Source organism: Kocuria himachalensis (assembly GCF_054784195.1).
In genome coordinates, this window is sequence record NZ_BAAGPL010000019.1 from 431,063 (window position 1) to 448,032 (window position 16,970).

The 16,970-nt window shown below is 72.6% G+C and carries 14 protein-coding genes and 1 riboswitch; of the genes, 9 read left to right on the forward strand and 5 right to left on the reverse strand.

The features are described from left to right. Positions 1-19: 19 nt before the first annotated feature. A complete protein-coding gene (ilvD, locus tag ACYVM4_RS14400) occupies positions 20-1,852 on the reverse strand; it encodes a dihydroxy-acid dehydratase (RefSeq protein WP_460668969.1) in 1,833 nt (610 codons plus the stop codon). Between the two features lie 219 nt (positions 1,853-2,071). Here ilvD and ACYVM4_RS14405 point away from each other — a divergent pair, with 219 nt between their 5' ends. The 4 genes from ACYVM4_RS14405 to ACYVM4_RS14420 all read left to right on the forward strand — a co-directional run bounded on the left by ACYVM4_RS14405 (position 2,072) and on the right by ACYVM4_RS14420 (position 6,079). Beyond that, the gene (locus ACYVM4_RS14405) at positions 2,072-3,598 is read left to right on the forward strand and encodes a gluconokinase (protein ID WP_460668970.1); all 1,527 of its coding nucleotides are present in this window, start codon (positions 2,072-2,074) and stop codon (positions 3,596-3,598) included. Positions 3,599-3,886: 288 nt separating this feature from the next. Continuing rightward, on the forward strand, positions 3,887-4,180 hold the full coding sequence (locus ACYVM4_RS14410) for a hypothetical protein (RefSeq protein ID WP_460668971.1): 294 nt from the start codon (positions 3,887-3,889) through the stop codon (positions 4,178-4,180). A 109-nt stretch (positions 4,181-4,289) separates the two neighbouring features. Beyond that, positions 4,290-5,438, forward strand: coding sequence for a zinc-dependent alcohol dehydrogenase (locus tag ACYVM4_RS14415; RefSeq protein WP_460668972.1), 1,149 nt, complete (start codon positions 4,290-4,292; stop codon positions 5,436-5,438). A 38-nt stretch (positions 5,439-5,476) separates the two neighbouring features. Continuing rightward, positions 5,477-6,079 carry a hypothetical protein gene (locus tag ACYVM4_RS14420; protein WP_460668973.1) on the forward strand — a complete coding sequence of 201 codons (603 nt, stop codon included), beginning with the start codon at positions 5,477-5,479 and terminating at the stop codon, positions 6,077-6,079. Between the two features lie 171 nt (positions 6,080-6,250). Here the strand turns inward: ACYVM4_RS14420 and ACYVM4_RS14425 are convergent, their stop codons facing one another. From ACYVM4_RS14425 to ACYVM4_RS14435, 3 genes are read right to left on the reverse strand one after another with little or no spacing between them, the layout of a single operon-like run. Continuing rightward, on the reverse strand, positions 6,251-7,441 hold the full coding sequence (locus ACYVM4_RS14425; RefSeq protein ID WP_460668974.1) for an acetyl-CoA C-acetyltransferase: 1,191 nt from the start codon (positions 7,439-7,441) through the stop codon (positions 6,251-6,253). Continuing rightward, positions 7,438-8,139, reverse strand: coding sequence for a CoA transferase subunit B (locus ACYVM4_RS14430; protein ID WP_368820980.1), 702 nt, complete (start codon positions 8,137-8,139; stop codon positions 7,438-7,440). Before ACYVM4_RS14430 ends, ACYVM4_RS14425 begins: the two co-directional genes overlap by 4 nt. Continuing rightward, positions 8,136-8,879: a CoA transferase subunit A gene (locus ACYVM4_RS14435; protein WP_368820979.1), complete on the reverse strand. Its 744-nt coding sequence runs from the start codon at positions 8,877-8,879 to the stop codon at positions 8,136-8,138. The genes ACYVM4_RS14430 and ACYVM4_RS14435 overlap by 4 nt, the downstream gene beginning before the upstream one ends. A gap of 142 nt (positions 8,880-9,021) precedes the next feature. Between ACYVM4_RS14435 and ACYVM4_RS14440 the strand changes: the two genes are divergently transcribed. Continuing rightward, positions 9,022-9,801: an IclR family transcriptional regulator gene (locus ACYVM4_RS14440; protein ID WP_368820978.1), complete on the forward strand. Its 780-nt coding sequence runs from the start codon at positions 9,022-9,024 to the stop codon at positions 9,799-9,801. A 53-nt stretch (positions 9,802-9,854) separates the two neighbouring features. On the opposite strand, the gene ACYVM4_RS14445 is transcribed toward ACYVM4_RS14440, so the two are convergent. Further along, positions 9,855-10,610, reverse strand: coding sequence for a 3-hydroxybutyrate dehydrogenase (locus tag ACYVM4_RS14445; protein WP_460668975.1), 756 nt, complete (start codon positions 10,608-10,610; stop codon positions 9,855-9,857). A 171-nt stretch (positions 10,611-10,781) separates the two neighbouring features. Then, positions 10,782-10,884, forward strand: a riboswitch (SAM riboswitch). 13 nt (positions 10,885-10,897) lie between these two features. Between ACYVM4_RS14445 and ACYVM4_RS14450 the strand changes: the two genes are divergently transcribed. The 4 genes from ACYVM4_RS14450 (at position 10,898) to ACYVM4_RS14465 (ending at position 16,927) form a co-directional block, all read left to right on the forward strand. Then, complete coding sequence (locus tag ACYVM4_RS14450; protein ID WP_460668976.1) at positions 10,898-12,100, forward strand: cobalamin-independent methionine synthase II family protein; 1,203 nt, start codon at positions 10,898-10,900, stop codon at positions 12,098-12,100. 40 nt (positions 12,101-12,140) lie between these two features. Then, the gene (locus tag ACYVM4_RS14455; RefSeq protein ID WP_460668977.1) at positions 12,141-13,358 is read left to right on the forward strand and encodes a cobalamin-independent methionine synthase II family protein; all 1,218 of its coding nucleotides are present in this window, start codon (positions 12,141-12,143) and stop codon (positions 13,356-13,358) included. A gap of 355 nt (positions 13,359-13,713) precedes the next feature. Continuing rightward, on the forward strand, positions 13,714-15,123 hold the full coding sequence (locus ACYVM4_RS14460; protein ID WP_368820974.1) for an MFS transporter: 1,410 nt from the start codon (positions 13,714-13,716) through the stop codon (positions 15,121-15,123). Positions 15,124-15,262: 139 nt separating this feature from the next. Then, complete coding sequence (locus ACYVM4_RS14465) at positions 15,263-16,927, forward strand: thiamine pyrophosphate-binding protein (RefSeq protein WP_460668978.1); 1,665 nt, start codon at positions 15,263-15,265, stop codon at positions 16,925-16,927. Positions 16,928-16,970: the final 43 nt, after the last annotated feature.

Here is a 16,970-nt window from a genome sequence, read left to right on the forward strand (position 1 = left end):
GGAGCGGGTGGAGGGGGTGTCAGATCACGCGCACCGCGCCCTTGTCCGCGGAGGTGACCATGGAGGCGTAGGCGCGCAGGGCCTTGGAGACCTCTCGCTCCCGCGGCTTGGTGGGGTACCAGGGGGCCGGGCCCCTGGCCTGGCGCCGGGCGGCGAGCGTCGCGTCGTCGACGTTGACCCGCAGCACCCGTTGCGCGACGTCGATCTCGATCTCGTCGCCGGTCTCGATGAGCCCCACGGCGCCGCCGGCGGCGGCCTCCGGGGAGATGTGCCCGATCGAGAGGCCGGACGTGCCGCCGGAAAAGCGGCCGTCGGTGATGAGCGCGCACTCCCGGCCGAGGCCGAGGCCCTTCAGGTAGGAGGTCGGGTAGAGCATCTCCTGCATGCCCGGACCGCCCTTGGGGCCCTCGTGGGTGATGACCACGATGTCGCCGGCCTGCACGTTCTTGGACAGGATCTCGAAGACGGCCTCGTCCTGGGACTCGACCACGAACGCCTTGCCGACGAAGTGGAACAGCTCCTCGTCGATGCCGGCGGTCTTGATGACCGCCCCGTCCTCGGCGATGTTGCCGTAGAGGATCGCCAGCCCGCCGTCCTGCGTGTAGGCGTGCTCCACCGAGCGGATGCAGCCGTCCTCGCCGTCGAGGTCGAGGGACTCGAACGTGTTGGCCGTGGAGAACGCCTGCGTGGTGCGCACGCCGCCGGGCGCGGCGTGGAAGAGGGTCCGGGCGCGCTCCGAGGACCGGCCGCTGCGGACGTCCCACTCGTCCAGCCAGGTGGCCAGGTCGGGGGCGTGCACCGTGTGCACGTCCTCGTTGAGCAGGCCCGCGCGGCGCAGCTCGCCGAGGATCGCGGGGATGCCGCCGGCACGGTGCACGTGCTCGATGTGGAACCGCGTGGAGTTCGGCGCGACCTTGCACAGGCAGGGCACCCGGCGGGACAGGGCGTCGATGTCCGGGAGGGTGAAGTCCACCTCGCCCTCCTGGGCGGCGGCGAGGATGTGCAGGATCGTGTTGGTGGACCCGCCCATGGCGATGTCCAGGGCCATGGCGTTCTCGAACGCCGCCTTGGTGGCGATGTTGCGCGGGAGCACCGACTCGTCGTCCTGCTCGTAGTACCGGCAGCACAGGTCCACCACTCGGCGCCCGGCCTCGAGGAAGAGCTCCTTGCGGGCCACCTGGGTGGCCAGCGTGGTGCCGTTGCCGGGCAGGGACAGCCCGAGGGCCTCGGTGAGGCAGTTCATGGAGTTGGCGGTGAACATGCCCGAGCAGGAGCCGCAGGTGGGGCAGGCGTTGCGCTCGATCTGGCCCAGCTGCTCGTCGGTGATCGACTCGTCGACGGCCATGGACATCGCGTCCACGAGGTCCAGGCGGTGCTCGACGACGCCCTCGACGGCCTCGCCGGACTCCATGGGCCCGCCGGAGACGAAGACCACGGGGATGTTCAGGCGCAGCGCGGCCAGCAGCATGCCCGGGGTGATCTTGTCGCAGTTGGAGATGCAGACCAGGGCGTCGGCCCGGTGGGCGTTGACCATGTACTCCACGGAGTCCGCGATGATGTCGCGGGAGGGCAGGGAGTAGAGCATGCCGTCGTGGCCCATCGCGATGCCGTCGTCGACCGCGATGGTGTTGAACTCCTTGGCCACACCCCCCGCTTCCTTGACCGCGGAGGCCACGAGGTCGCCCATGTCCTTGAGGTGCACGTGGCCCGGCACGAACTGCGTGTAGGAGTTCGCGATCGCGACGATCGGCTTCCCGAAGTCGTCGTCACCCATGCCGGTGGCGCGCCACAGGGCGCGGGCGCCGGCCATGTTGCGGCCGTGGGTCGAGGTGCGGGAGCGGAGGTGGGGCATGGCGGAGCTGCTTCTCCTTGGTCGAGGGTGTCCGGTGGCGGGGCGGACGGCGCACGAGCCGTGGAGCGCCCGGGCCGGCCGCCGGCGGTCCGCCGTCCAGAATACGCTTCCCGACCGCAACGTTCTGATGGGCGGACTCGCGTCTCACGATGTGGCCGGACGGCACCGTGTCGCCTCCTACACTGGGGCCAGCCGCGCAGCCGACCGGAGGAGCCGACCATGAGCCACCACCCGACGCCCCCGCGGCCGGACGACGGCGCCGCGTTCAGCGTGGACCTGCAGGACGCCGTCGACCCGCTGGTGATGGCCCTCGACGTCGGCTCCACGGGCAGCCGGGGCGGCCTGCACGACGCCACGGGGACCCCGGTGCGGGGCTACCGGCACAAGATCGAGCACGAGTTCACCACCGCGGCCGACGGGACCTCCGTGATCGACCCCGACCAGGTGACGGACGAGCTCACGGCGGTCCTCGACCTCGTCCTGGCCGACCCCGCGCTGGCCGGCCGGGTGGCGGGCGTCGCCCTGGACACCTTCGCGTCCTCGCTGGTGGGCGTGGGGGCCGGCGGCGAAGCGGTCACCACGTGCTTCACCTACGCCGACTCCCGGTGCGCCGAGCAGCTCGCCGGGCTGCGCGAGGAGCTCGACGAGTCCGCCGTCCTGCAGCGCACCGGCGCCCGCCTGCACACCTCGTACCTGGCCCCGCGGCTGCGGTGGCTCCGGGAGACGGACCCGGAGGCGTGGGAGGGGGCCCGGCGGTGGATGTCCCTGGGCGAGTACGTGCACCTGCGCCTGCTGGGCACCGCGCGCGCCGGGACCGCCACGGCCGCGTGGACCGGGATGCTGGACCGCCGCACGGGCCGGTGGGACGAGCCGCTGCTCCTGGCCTGCGGACTGGACGCCGAGCACTTCAACCCCCTCGCCGATCCGCACGAGCCGATCCCGGACGTCGCGGACTCCGTGGCCGAGCGCTGGCCGGCCCTCGAGGGCGCGGCCTGGTTCGCGCCGGTGGCCGACGGGCTGAGCGCCAACCTCGGCACCGGGGGCACCGACGCCTCGACGATGGTCGTCTCCACCGCCACGTCGGGGGCCGCGCGCGTGCTGCTGCACCGGATCCCGGACCGGGTGCCGACCGGGCTGTGGTGCTACCGCATCGACGCGCAACGGTGCCTGCTGGGCGGGGCCCTCAACGACGTCGGCCGTGCGCTCGACTGGCTCGGGCGCACGGTGGTCCTGCCGGAGGGCACGACGCTCACGGACGTCGCCGCCGCGGACGTGGCCGGCTCCACGCCCGTGGTCCTGCCGTTCTTCACGGGCGAGCGCTCGACCGGCTGGGCCGGTGGCGCCCGGGCGGTGCTCGCCGGCGTCTCCGCCTCGAGCACCGGGGCCGACCTCGCCCGCGGGGTGCTCGAGGGCGTCGCGGTCTCCTACGCCCGGGTGGCCGAGCAGCTCGAGGACGCCGCCGGCGGCGTGGACCGCGTGGTGGCCTCCGGCAGCGCGTCGCAGGACGTGCCGGAGCTGCTGCAGCTGCTCGCCGACGCCCTCGGCAAGCCCGTGGCGCGGGCCGAGTTCAAGCGCGCCACCCTGCGCGGCACCGCCCTGCTGGCGCTCGAGACCCTCGCCCCCGACGTGGAGCGGGCCCGGCCGCCCTACGGGCCGGCGCACGAGCCGGTGCCCGGGCACGCGGAGCACTACCGCGCCGTCCGCGCCCGCTTCGAGGAGCTCTACGAGGGGGTCGTCGGCTCCTGATCCGCCGAGCGCACCTCCTCTGACCGAGATCCGGCGATTCCTCCCGGCTTCTCGGGCAGAGGAGGTGCGCTCGGCGAAGGGGGCCGGGGTGTCCATGCGTCTGCGTGGTCTCGGCGCCGCCTGGGTGCGAGCCGGGCGTTTCCTCACACTCGGACACAATGGTGTACCTCCGCTAATACTGTCGCTCCGGCGCGGCCGCTTTCCTACCGTGGAGCCCGTGGTGCGGATGCACGCGGTTCGAGCACCCGCCTCCACGCACCCCCGCACTGCAGCACGGAAGGAACCACGATGGACGACTCCCCGGGCCGGGAACAGGCCGTCAGACTGCACCAGGCGCTCGAACGGGCGTCGATCGGTCACCGCCGGCTGTGGGTCCGCTACCTCAGCCTCGGCGGGACCGCCGACGAGCTCGAGGTCGGGGCGTACCTGCACCAGTGCCTGGACCTGCCGGTCCGTGAGCGGGACCTGCTGACGTGGGCGGCCAACACCCTGCTCGACCGCCGGTACCACCCGCGCGTCCCCACGAGCGCCGACCTCCGGCGCCGGGGGACCGACCACGGCGTCCCGGAGCGCACCGCCTGACGGGACGGCGCCCCGGTGCCGTCCGGTCCGGCGGAAGGGTTGACCCCCCACCCGCCCGGTGGGACGCTGAGCCACATCGGAAGTCCACTGATGAATCAGGGCGGGTCGGATGAAGGCGATGGTGTACCGCGGGCCGTACAAGGTGCGCGTGGAGGAGAAGGACATCCCGGGGATCGAGCACCCCAACGACGCGATCGTGCAGGTCACGCTCGCGGCGATCTGCGGGTCGGACCTGCACCTCTACCACGGGATGATGCCGGACACCCGGGTGGGGATGACCTTCGGCCACGAGTTCGTCGGGGTGGTCCACGAGGTCGGCTCCTCCGTGGAGCGGCTGAAGCCGGGGGACCGGGTGATGGTGCCGTTCAACGTGTACTGCGGGTCCTGCTGGTTCTGCGCCCGGGGGCTGTACTCCAACTGCCACAACGTGAACCCCAACGCCACGGCGGTGGGCGGGATCTACGGCTACTCCCACACCTGCGGGGGCTACGACGGCGGCCAGGCCGAGTACGTGCGCGTCCCGTTCGCCGACGTCGGCCCCTCGATCATCCCGGACTGGATGGCGGAGGAGGACGCGGTGCTGTGCACCGACGCCCTGGCCACCGGCTACTTCGGGGCGCAGCTGGGTGACATCGTCGAGGGCGACACCGTCGTCGTCCTCGGTGCCGGGCCGGTGGGGCTGTTCGCGGCGAAGTCGGCGTGGCTGATGGGCGCCGGCCGGGTGATCGTGGTCGACCACCTGGAGTACCGGCTCGAGAAGGCCCGCCAGTTCGCCCACGCCGAGACGTTCAACTTCGCCGAGCACGACGACATCGTGGTGGAGATGAAGAGGACCACGGACCACCTGGGCGCGGACGTCGTCATCGACGCCGTCGGGGCGGAGGCGGACGGCAGCTTCGTCCAGCACGTGACCTCGGCCAAGCTCAAGCTGCAGGGCGGGTCCCCCGTCGCGCTGAACTGGGCGATCGACGCCGTGCGCAAGGGCGGGACGGTCTCGGTGATGGGGGCCTACGGGCCGATGTTCAGCGCCGTGAAGTTCGGCGACGCCATGAACAAGGGCCTGACCCTGCGGATGAACCAGTGCCCGGTGAAGCGGCAGTGGCCGCGGCTGTTCGAGCACATCCGCAACGGCCACCTCACCCCCAGCGACCTCGTGACCCACCGGATCCCGCTGGAGCACATCGCCGAGGGGTACCACATCTTCTCGTCCAAGCTCGACGGCTGCATCAAGCCGCTCGTCGTGCCCACCTCCTCCTGAGGCGGCAGGGCCGCGGGACCGACCCGGAAGGCAGCACCATGACGAACACCCCCGATGTCTCCCAGCACACCCCGTACACCGCCGGCGAACCGGTGCGCTCCGTCGACCGCGAGGCGCTGCGGGCCCGCATCCCCGGCTGGGGCGCGGACCTGGATCCCGCCGACCGCCCGTCCGTGCCGAGGCTGCGCTACGACCCGGGCGCGACCGGCGCCCACTGGGACGTCCCCGAGCGCCAGGAGGAGAAGCGGCCGCGGGAGCGGTCGGTCGAGCACGCCGGGCTCACGCCCGTCTTCGGCACCTCCTGCCCGCCGAAGGGTCTCTCCGGGGTGTTGCGCCGGCACGCCTACCGCAGGTACAGCGAGGCCCGGGCAGCGCACTGGGTGATCCTGCTGGCGGCCGACCGGGTCGACGCGTGGGAGAGCCACCTCGTGTCCTTCGCGAGCCCGCGCCCGGACAACCCGGTCACCGGGACCGGGGTGCTCAGCGAGTTCTCCCGGCACGGCGTCTCCTCGCGGCTCGGGTCGACGCGCGCCGACCTCTCGCACACGTGGCTGGACCCGGTCGTCGTCGCCGGGCCCTGGGTCCTGGCCGGCGGCGCCGCGGTCGCCGCGGGGCGGGCCCTGGCCCGGCGCCGCGGCTGAGGCCGGCTCAGCCGCGGCGACGCGCAGCAGGGTCGACCCGAACACCGGGCCCGGGACCACGAGCACCACGGCCGGGACCCGGTCCGGGACCCCGTCCCGGCGGGCGCCGGCGGCCCGGTGGGGACGGCCACCGCGCTGGGGCTGTCCCGGGGTCGAGGCCCGGGACGGGGGTCAGTCGCGGTAGAGCAGCAGCGCCTCGCCCTGGCCGCCGCCGCCGCACAGCGACACCGCGGCCCTCCCGGACCCGCGGCGGGAGAGCTCGAACGCCGCGTGCAGCGCCAGGCGCGCCCCGGAGGCGCCGATCGGGTGGCCGACGGCCACGGCGCCGCCGTGGATGTTGGCCTTCTCCACCGGGTAGTCGAGGTCCCGCAGCGACTGGATCAGCACGGACGCGAACGCCTCGTTGATCTCGATGAAGTCGAGGTCCTGCACGGACCACCCGGCCTTCACCACGGCGGCCTCGATCGCCCGGGAGGGCTGGGAGTGCAGCGAGGTGTCGGGGCCGGCCACCTGGCCGGGGGCCCCGACGACGGCCAGGTACTCGAGGCCGCGGCGCTCGGCGTACTCCCGGCTGGTCAGCACCACGGCGGCCGCGCCGTCCGACAGCGGTGAGGAGTTGCCGGCCGTGATGGTGCCGTCCTTCGCGAAGGCCGGGCGCAGCCTCGCCATCGACTCCGCCGTGGACTCCGGCCGGACGCCCTGGTCGGTGTCGACGACCAGCGGGTCGCCCTTGCGCTGCGGGACGGTCACGGGGGCGATCTCGTCGCGGAAGATGCCGTCCTCCGCGGCGCGGGCCGCGCGCTGGTGGCTCTGGGCCGCGACCTGGTCCTGCTCCTCGCGGGAGATCGAGCGCTCGCCGTTGCCGGACTCGGTGAGGGAGCCCATGGACACGCACGCGGCGACGTCGACCAGACCGTCCTTGGCCACGGCGTCCTCGAGCTTGAGGTCGCCGTAGCTCTTGCCCTGCCGCACCCCCATCGCGAGGTGCGGGGTGTTGGTCATGGACTCCTGGCCGCCGGCCACGACGATCTCGGCCTCGCCCGCGCGGATCATCCGGGCGGCGTTGGTGATGGCCACGAGCCCGGAGAGGCAGACCTTGTTGACGGTCTCGGCGGGCACGCTCAGGGGGATGCCCGCGGTGACGGCCGCCTGCCGGGCCGGGTTCTGCCCGGCGCCGGCCTGCAGGACGTGGCCCATGACCACGTAGTCGACCTGCTCGGGGGCGATCCCGCCGCGCTCGAGCGCGGCCCGGATGGCGTGGGCGCCCAGCTCGGCCGCGGTGAAGGACGCCAGGTGCCCCAGGATCTTGCCCTGGGGCGTGCGGGCGCCGGACAGGACGACGACGTCGGTGGCGGTGCTCATCGGTTCTCCTCAGCGCCGCCGGGGGCGGCGGTCTCGGTGGGGACGGTGTCGGGGGTGACGTCCTGCAGGTCGGTGCGGAAGGACGCCTCGGTCTTCTCGCGGATCTCGTCCTCGGTGACCCCGGGGGCGAGGCTGCGCAGCACGAGCCCGCCGTCCTCGACGTCGAACACGCACAGGTCCGTGACGATGCGGTCGACGACGCGCACCCCGGTGAGCGGGAGATCGCACTCGGTCTTGATCTTGGCGGAGCCGTCCTTGGTCACGTGCTCGGTCAGCACGACGACGCGCGGGGTGCCGGCCACCAGGTCCATGGCGCCGCCCATCCCCTTGACCATCTTGCCGGGGATCATCCAGTTGGCGAGGTCGCCGGTGCCGGAGACCTGCATGGCGCCGAGGATCGCGATCTTGACGTGGCCTCCGCGGATCATCCCGAAGGACGTGGCGGAGTCGAAGATGGAGGCCCCGGGCAGCAGCGTGATGGTCTGCTTGCCGGCGTTGATGAGGTCCGGGTCCTCGTCGCCCTCGTAGGGGAACGGGCCCATGCCGAGCACGCCGTTCTCGGACTGCAGCACCACGTTGACGCCCTCGGGCAGGTTGTTGGCCACGAGGGTGGGGATGCCGATGCCGAGGTTGACGTAGTCGCCGTCGGAGAGCTCGACGGCGGCGATCGCCGCCATCTCGTCGCGGGTCCAGCTCATGCCTGGTCTCCGTTCTGCGGGGAGGACTGCCCGGCCATGGCGGGCCGGGGGCGGACGGTGCGCTGCTCGATGTCCTTGGGCGCGCCGCTGTACTGCACGACGTGCTGGACGTAGACGCCGGGGGTCACGATGTGGTCGGGGTGGATCTCGCCGACCGGCACGAGGTGCTCGACCTCGGCGAGGGTGACCTTCCCCGCGGTCGCCACGATGGGGTTGAAGTTGCGCGCGGTGTAGCGGTAGACGAGGTTGCCGTCGGCGTCCCCGGTGTGGGCGTGGACCAGGGCGATGTCGGCGACGATGCCGCGCTCCTGCACGTAGGTCTCGCCGTCGAACTCGGCGTGCGGCTTGCCCTCGGCCACGAGGGTGCCGACGCCGGTCTTCGTGTAGAAGGCGGGGATGCCCGCGCCGCCGGCCCGCAGCCGCTCGGCGAGGGTGCCCTGCGGATTGAACTCGACCTCGAGCTCGCCGTCCAGGTACTGCTGGGCGAACCGCTTGTTCTCGCCCACGTAGGAGGCGAGGACCTTCCGCACCTGGCGGTTCTCGAGCAGGACCCCGAGGCCCTTGCCGTCCACGCCCATGTTGTTGGAGACCACCGTCAGGCCCGTGACCCCGGAGTCCCGCACCGCGTCGATGAGATCCCGGGGGATCCCGCTCAGCCCGAACCCGCCCACGGCGAGCGTCATGCCGTCCCGCAGGCTCTCCGCCAGCAGCTCCGCGGCGTTGTCTCTGACCTTGGACACCCTTGTCCCTCCCTCTCGTGCGACTGTGACTCAGCACTCAATCTAGGGAGCCTCCACATACCGGTCAACAGCTCCGCCGGAATGGCGGCGCTTCTCCTCAGCATCCGGCCAATCGTGCCCCGACTGTCCATATAGTGGAGTCATGGGAGAGGAGCGGACGACGAGCGCGGGCACCCAGGTGGTCCACCGGGTGGGGCAGCTGCTGCGGGCCGTCGCCGGACGGGAGGAGGGCAGCACGGTCGCGGAGCTCGCGGCCGAGACCGGACTGACCCGACCCACCGTGCACCGGCTGCTCACGGGACTGGCCGAGGAGGGTCTCGTGGACCGCGCCGCCGGCACCGGGGCCTGGCAGCTGGGCCCGGAGCTGTACGTGCTGGGCGCGGTGGCCGCCCACCGCTACCCGATCCGGGAACTGGCCGGGCCCTCGCTGCGCCGGCTCGCGGAGGCCACCGGCGAGAGCGCCTTCCTCTCCGTCCGCCGCGGGCTGGAGACCGTCTGCCTGGCGCGCGTGGAGGGCGCCTTCCCGATCCGCTCCCACGTCCTCTACGAGGGGCTGCGGCTCCCGCTCGGCGTGGCCTCGGCGGGGCTGGCGATCCTGGCCCACCTCCCGGACGCGGAGGTGGACCGGGTCCTCGCGGCCACGGCCGGGGCCCGCGCCGAGTGGGGGCCGCTGCACACGCCCGAGCGGATCCGGGACCTGCTCGCGGACGTGCGGCGGGAGGGCTTCGCGGTGAACCCGGGGCTGATCGTCGAGGGCAGCTGGGGCATGGCCGCGGCGGTCTTCGACGCGACGGGCGCACCGGTCTACGCGCTGAGCCTCACCGGCATCGAGCCCCGGTTCACCGGCGAGCGCCGGCAGCCGCTGGGGCGGGCCCTGCTCACGGAGGCCCACCGGCTCTCCCGGGAGCTGGGCCACCGCTGAGCGGCCCCGGGACGGTCCCGGACGAGGCGCACGACCGGCGCACGGGGCGGGGTTCAGCGCGCGGTCCAGCCGCCGTCCATCGTGTAGGACGCCCCGGTGACCATGGATGCGTGCGGCCCGGCCAGCCACGCGACGAGGCTGCCGACGTCCTCCGGGTCCACGAGCTTCTTGATCGGCGTCTCGCCGAGCATGATCCGCTCCACCACCTCGGACTCGGGGATGCCGTGCACCATCGCCTGGTCGGCGATCTGCTTCTCGACGAGCGGGGTGCGCACGTAGCCGGGGTTGATGCAGTTGCTGGTCACCCCGTGGGCCGCGCCCTCCACCGCGATGGTCTTGGAGAGCCCCTCGAGACCGTGCTTGGCCGAGACGTAGGCGCTCTTGTAGGGGGACGCCCGCAGCCCGTGCACGGAGGAGACGTTGATGACGCGCCCCCAGCCCTTCTCGTACATGTGGGGCAGCGCCGCGCGCACCAGCAGGAACGGGCTCTCGAGCATCAGCACGAGGATGCGGTGGAAGTCCGCGGGGTCGAACTCCTGCAGGGGGGACACCTTCTGGATGCCGGCGTTGTTGACCAGCACGTCGACCTCCAGGCTCAGCCCGGCGAGCGCCCCGGTGTCAAGCAGGTCCACGGCCCAGGCCCGCCCGCCGAGCTCGCCGGCGACGCGCTGGGCGCCGGCCTCGTCGACGTCGGCCACCACCACGTGGGCGCCGGAGCCGGCGAGGGCTCGGGCGGCCGCCAGGCCGATGCCGCTCGCTCCGCCCGTCACGAGCGCGGTGCGCCCCTCGAGGCCGTTGTCCTGGAACATGGGGATCCTTCCTTCCGTCCGCGGTGCCCGCCGGGTCCGGGGCACCGCTCACCGTCACGGTATGTGATCCGGACCACGACGGCGAGCAGGACCGCGCGTGTCACATTCCGTCACGCCCGTCACGCGGGCGCCGAATGGCGCGGCGCCCGGCGGTGCGCTTGGATGGGGAGGTCACCATCCAGAGCGGCCGAGAGATCTGGCTCGACGACGCCGCAGCAACCCGGGCGACGGTTCCCCGTCTCGCCTCCGGTGCTACCGCCAGGACCGATGGAAAGGACGTACGCCCCATGCTGCACAGTGCCGACCGCATCCTCACGACCCACGCCGGGTCCCTCCCCCGGACCCCGTCGCTGCTCGAGGCGAACCGGGTGAAGGGCGGCGTCCCGGAGGCCGAGTACGACCGGCTCCTGCAGGACTCCGTGGTCGACGTGGTCCGCCGGCAGGACGAGCTCGGGATCGACGTGGTCAACGACGGCGAGTACGGCCACGTCATGGCCGCGGAGGTCGACTACGGCGCCTGGTGGCACTACATCTTCGCGCGGATCTCGGGCCTCACCCCCGGCGAGGTGGACCTGTGGGAGCAGGAGCCGCAGCGCTCCTCCCCCGGCCGGGTGGTGCTGACGAGCTTCGGGGACCGCCGGGACCGCCGGATCTTCCACGAGGCGTACACGGACCCCGCCTCGGGCATCACCACGGGCAAGCAGGCGCCGTTCCCGAAGATCACCGGGAAGCTGGAGTACACGGGCCACGCGGCGCTGGAAGCCGACATCCGCAACCTCCGGGCGAGCCTGCAGGCCACGGGCGCGAGCGAGGGCTATCTCGCCGCGCTGTCCCCGGGCTCGTGCGCCCGGCTGGAGAACACCCACTACGCGGACGAGGACGAGGTGCTCACCGCGTGCGCCGAGGTCATGCGCGAGGAGTACCGGGCGATCACGGACGCCGGGCTGATCGTGCAGATCGACGACCCGTCCATCGCGGAGAACTGGGACCAGGTCAACCCCGAGCCCAGCGTGGAGGACTACCTGGCGTTCACGCGCAAGCGGGTCGAGGCCCTCAACTACGCCCTCGAGGGCATCCCGGAGGAGCAGGTCCGCTTCCACCTGTGCTGGGGCTCCTGGCACGGTCCGCACACCACGGACCTCGGGTTCGAGCACCTGGTGGAGCTCATGCTCTCCATCAGGGCCGGCGGCTACAGCTTCGAGGCCGCCAACGCCCGGCACGAGCACGAGTGGAAGGTGTGGCAGGACCACGAGCTGCCCGAGGGCAAGGTCATCATCCCGGGGATCGTCTCCCACGCGACCAACGTCGTGGAGCACCCCGAGCTCGTGGCCGACCGGATCGAGCGCTTCGCCCGCCAGGTGGGCCGCGAGAACGTCATCGCCTCGACCGACTGCGGCCTGGGCGGGCGGATCCACCCGCAGATCGCGTGGGCCAAGCTCGAGACCCTCGCCCGCGGGGCCGAGCTCGCCTCCCGCCGGCTGTGGTCCTGACCGGCCCCCCACCTTCCCGCAGATCCCCAGGAGAACACGCATGACCATGCAGAACACCGATCACGTGCAGACCACCCACGTGGGCTCCCTGCCGCGCACCCCGCGCCTGCTCGAGGCCAACCAGCGGCACGCCGACGGCGCCCTCAACTTCGAGCAGCTCACCGACGAGCTCGCCGTGGGCGTCGAGGACGTGGTCCGCCGGCAGCGCGAGATCGGCGTGGACGTCGTCAACGACGGCGAGTACGGGCACACGATGTCCAGCGCGGTCGACTACGGCGCGTGGTGGAACTACTCCTTCTCCCGCCTCGGCGGCCTCACCCCCTCCGACGAGGACCGGTGGGCGTCCACGGAGAAGAAGCGCTCCTCGCCCGGCAACATCGTGCTCACGAGCTTCCCGGACCGCCGGGACCGCGAGCGCTTCCGGGAGGCGTACGAGGACCCGGCGTCGGGCATCCTCACCGGTCGCTCCTCGACCAAGCAGCCCAAGATCACCGGGCCGCTGACCTACACCGGCCAGGAGGCGGCGGCCTCGGACGTCCGCAACCTCCGGGCCGCCATGGCGGCCACCGGGGCGGAGACCGGATTCGTCGCCGCCCTCTCCCCCGGCTCCGCGGCGCGCGTGACCAACGAGTACTACCGGACCGACGAGGAGCTCGTCTACGCCTGCGCCGACGCGATGCGCGAGGAGTACCTGGCGATCACGGACGCCGGGCTGACCGTGCAGATCGACGACCCGTCCATCGCGGAGTCCTGGGACCAGATCAACCCCGAGCCCACGGTCGAGGACTACCTGGCGTTCACGCGGCTGCGCGTCGAGGCCCTCAACCACGCGCTGCGCGGGATCCCGGAGGAGCAGGTCCGCTTCCACCTGTGCTGGGGCTCCTGGCACGGCCCGCACACCACCGACCTCGAGCTGAAGCACCTCGTGGACCTGATGCTGACCATCAACGCCGGCGGCTACACCTTCGAGGGCGCCTCGGCCCGGCACGCCCACGAGTGGAAGGTCTGGCGGGACCACGAGCTGCCCGAGGGCCGCGTCATCATCCCCGGGGTGGTCTCGCACTCGACGAACGTCGTGGAGCACCCCGAGCTCGTCGCGGACCGGATCGAGCAGTTCGCCTCCGTGGTGGGCCGCGAGAACGTCGTCGCCTCGACCGACTGCGGACTGGGCGGGCGCCTGCACCCGCAGATCGCGTGGGCCAAGCTCGAGTCCCTCGTGGCGGGCGCGCGCCTGGCCTCGGAGCGGCTCTACCGCTGAGCCGCCCCCGAACACCCCCGCCGCGCCACCCGGGCCCGGTCCTCCTCGGAGGGCCGGGCCCGGCCGCGTTCGGGCTGCGTTCCGGCCGCGTGCCGGCCGGGTTCTGGCCCCGTTCCGGCCGGGTGAGGGCGGCACAGGTACGGCCCGCGCGGCCCGTGGGCTCCGGTCGTGGCCGCCCCCGTGCCCTCCACGGGGTGGCCTGCGTCACATTCGTGATGGCCGGTTCGATCATTCGACCCGGAGGGTGACAGGCATCACTTCTGCCCGTAGTATTCCAGTGAACTACCGAACGTTCGGTCATGATCCGTTCGGGCCCACCGAGGACGTCGCCGTCCCCGATTCCACTGGAGAGCACATGGCGCACACTTCATCCGCCCCGGCCGGGCGGCACGAGATGTCGCGCGAGGAGCGCAAGGTCCTCGCCGGCACCCTCGTGGGCACCACCATCGAGTGGTACGACTTCTTCATCTACGCCCAGGCGGCGGCCTTCGTCCTGGCCCCGCTGTACTTCGCGCCGCTGTCCGAGGAGAACGCCGGCCTGGCCCAGGTGGTGGCGTGGGCCTCGCTGGGCATCAGCTTCCTGTTCCGTCCGCTCGGCGCGGTGGTCGCCGGCCACCTCGGCGACAAGTACGGCCGCAAGATCGTCCTGGTCCTCACCCTCGTGGGCATGGGGGCGGCGACGATGCTGATCGGCATGCTCCCCACCTACGCCACGATCGGCATCTGGGCCCCGATCCTCCTGGTGCTCCTGCGCGTCATGCAGGGCTTCTCGGCGGGCGGCGAGTGGGGCGGGGCGGCCCTGATGTCCGTCGAGCACGCCCCGCGCAACAAGCGCGGCCTCTTCGGCGCCTACCCGCAGATCGGCGTGCCGCTGGGCATGCTGCTCGCCACGTCCTTCATGTTCGCCCTCACCTCGATGATGTCCCCCGAGGACTTCCAGGCGTGGGGCTGGCGCATCCCGTTCCTCTCCTCCGTGGTGCTGATCGTGGTCGGCTACCTCATCCGCAAGACCGTCGACGAGTCCCCGGTCTTCAAGGAGATGCAGCTGCGCAAGAAGGAGTCCTCCGCCCCCCTGGGCCAGCTGTTCAAGCACAACTCCAAGGAGGTCACCCTCGCGGCCCTGATCTTCGCCGCCAACAACGCCGCCGGCTACCTCGTGATCGCGTTCTTCGCCTCCTACGGCTCCAACGTGCTGGGCATGCCGCGCTCGCAGACCCTGATCGCCTCCCTGATCGGCGGCGTGGGCTGGCTCGTCTTCACGATGTTCGGCGGCTGGATCTCGGACAAGATCGGGCGCGTGCGCACCTTCCAGATCGGCTACGCCATCATCATCCTGTGGGCCGTGCCGATGTGGTTCCTGCTCGACACCGCCTCGCTGCCGCTGTTCGCCCTGGCGATCGTGATCCTCACCGTGGGCCTCGGCCCGTCCTACGGCCCGCAGTCGGCGCTCTACGCCGAGATGTTCCCGGCCCGCGTGCGCTACTCCGGCGTCTCGATCGGCTACGCCTTCGGCTCCATCATCGGCGGCGCGTTCGCCCCGATGATCGCCCAGCTGCTGCTCAACGAGACGGGGATGTCCTGGACGATCGGCGTCTACATCGCCGGCATCGCGATCGTCTCCCTGATCGCCGTGTCCCTCGTCCCCAAGGACATCCAGGAGATCGACCTGCACGTCCAGGAGGTGCACGAGGACTACGTCGCCGAGCACCCCGAGGCCGCCGAGATCCTCGCGGCCGCCGAGGCCGCCGAGAAGCAGCGCGACTGAGCGCCGCCGCGGCCGACGACCGAGCCGCCCGCCGGCACCCACGGGTGCGGGCGGGCGGCTCCGCTCGTGCGGGCCGCCCCCGAGCACACCCCGCTCCCACCCGGGACTCCCACCGGAGCCCCGCCGAAAGGACTCCTCCATGACCACCGATCCCCTGCTCCCCACCGTCTCGACGGCAGTGGCCGATGTGCTGGCCGAGCGCACCGACCACCTGTTCGGCCTGATGGGCAACGGCAACGCCCACCTGATCAGCTCGCTGACCTCGCGCGGCTTCGGCTTCACCTCCGCCCGGCACGAGGCCGCCACCGTGGCCATGGCCGACGCCTACCACCGGGCCACCGGGCGGATCGGGGCCGCCACGACCACCTACGGGGCCGGGTTCACCAACACCTACACCGCCCTGGCCGAGGCCCGGCTGGCTCGCATCCCCCTGGTCCTGGTCGTCGGCGACGCCCCCACCACCGGGCGCCGGGCCTTCGACATCGACCAGACCACGGCGGCCGCCGCCGCCGGGGTCACCACCCTGGTCGCGGCCCCGGACAACGCCACCGCGATCGCCCACCGGGCCTTCGACCTCGCCGTCCAGACCGTCCAGCCGGTGGTGCTGGCCCTCCCCTACGACCACGCCACCGCCCCCCTCACCGCCCCGGTTCCCCTGGACCCGCTGCCGGTCAAGCCCACGTTCACCGCCTCCACCGAGGACCTCGACCGCATCGCCGGGATCCTGCGCACCGCGGCCAGGCCGCTGGTCCTCGCCGGGCGCGGGGTGCTCCTGGCGGGGGCCACGACCCCGCTCACCGAGCTCGGGGACCGGCTCGGGGCGCTGTTCATGACCTCCGCGATGGCCACCGGGGTGTTCAACTCCCCGTGGGACCTCGGCATCGCCGGCGGCTTCACCCGCGCCCACCGCCTGGAGCTGGCCCGGCAGGCCGACGTCGTCCTGGTCGCCGGGGCCTCGCTGAACGCCTTCCAGCTGCGCTACGGCACCCTCTTCGCCGAAGGCACCCAGGTGATCCGCATCGACAACGAACCCGAGGACCTCACGCCCCCGGTCACCGACTACGTGCGCGCGGACCTGGGACCGTTCCTCCAGGCCCTCACCGGCCGGATCTCCGCCGCCGCCCCGGAGGACACCTGGCGGGCGGCCGCCCCCGAGGTCGCCACCGCCGCCTTCCGCGGCTCCGCCCCGGTCGAGGACCCGGCCGAGTTCGGCCCCGACGGCCGGCTCAACCCCCGGGCCGTCGTCTCCGCCCTCGAGGCGATCCTCCCCGCCGACCGCTCCGTGGTCATGGACGGCGGCCACTTCATCGGCTGGGCCCCGATGTACCTGTCCGTGCCCGACCCGCAGGCCATGGTCCTGGTCGGCACCGCCTTCCAGTCCATCGGACTGGGCTTCGGCTCCGCGGCCGGGGTCTCGGTGGCCCGCCCCGACCGCACCACCGTGTTCGTCTCGGGCGACGGCGGCGGGCTGATGGGCCTGGCCGACCTCGAGACCTTCCTGCGCGCCACCCGGCGCGGGGTGGTCGTGGTGCTCAACGACTCCGCCTACGGCGCCGAGCTGCACCAGTACGCCTCCAAGGGCCTGGACCCCACCGCGATGCTCATCGACGAGGTCGACTTCGCCGCCATCGGCCGGGCGATGGGCGCGGACGGGGCCAAGATCCATTCCCTGGCCGATCTGCAGGTGCTCACGGACTGGCTGGCCGGCCACGAGGAGGGCGTGTTCGTCCTCGACGTCGCGATCTCCCAGAAGGTGATCGCCGAGTTCATGAGCGCCTCCCTCACCGCCGGCCGCCGGCTCTGACCCCAGCAGACCCCGGCGGAGCCCGCCCCCGTGGGGGCCGCGC

Bases quoted from the DNA above. Each gene is read 5' to 3' on its own strand.
- ilvD (WP_460668969.1), bottom strand. From the start codon at position 1,852: ATGCCCCACCTCCGCTCCCGCACCTCGACCCACGGCCGCAACATGGCC.
- ACYVM4_RS14405 (WP_460668970.1), top strand. From the start codon at position 2,072: ATGAGCCACCACCCGACGCCCCCGCGGCCGGACGACGGCGCCGCGTTC.
- ACYVM4_RS14410 (WP_460668971.1), top strand. From the start codon at position 3,887: ATGGACGACTCCCCGGGCCGGGAACAGGCCGTCAGACTGCACCAGGCG.
- ACYVM4_RS14415 (WP_460668972.1), top strand. From the start codon at position 4,290: ATGAAGGCGATGGTGTACCGCGGGCCGTACAAGGTGCGCGTGGAGGAG.
- ACYVM4_RS14420 (WP_460668973.1), top strand. From the start codon at position 5,477: ATGACGAACACCCCCGATGTCTCCCAGCACACCCCGTACACCGCCGGC.
- ACYVM4_RS14425 (WP_460668974.1), bottom strand. From the start codon at position 7,441: ATGAGCACCGCCACCGACGTCGTCGTCCTGTCCGGCGCCCGCACGCCC.
- ACYVM4_RS14430 (WP_368820980.1), bottom strand. From the start codon at position 8,139: ATGAGCTGGACCCGCGACGAGATGGCGGCGATCGCCGCCGTCGAGCTC.
- ACYVM4_RS14440 (WP_368820978.1), top strand. From the start codon at position 9,022: ATGGGAGAGGAGCGGACGACGAGCGCGGGCACCCAGGTGGTCCACCGG.
- ACYVM4_RS14445 (WP_460668975.1), bottom strand. From the start codon at position 10,610: ATGTTCCAGGACAACGGCCTCGAGGGGCGCACCGCGCTCGTGACGGGC.
- ACYVM4_RS14450 (WP_460668976.1), top strand. From the start codon at position 10,898: ATGCTGCACAGTGCCGACCGCATCCTCACGACCCACGCCGGGTCCCTC.
- ACYVM4_RS14455 (WP_460668977.1), top strand. From the start codon at position 12,141: ATGACCATGCAGAACACCGATCACGTGCAGACCACCCACGTGGGCTCC.
- ACYVM4_RS14460 (WP_368820974.1), top strand. From the start codon at position 13,714: ATGGCGCACACTTCATCCGCCCCGGCCGGGCGGCACGAGATGTCGCGC.
- ACYVM4_RS14465 (WP_460668978.1), top strand. From the start codon at position 15,263: ATGACCACCGATCCCCTGCTCCCCACCGTCTCGACGGCAGTGGCCGAT.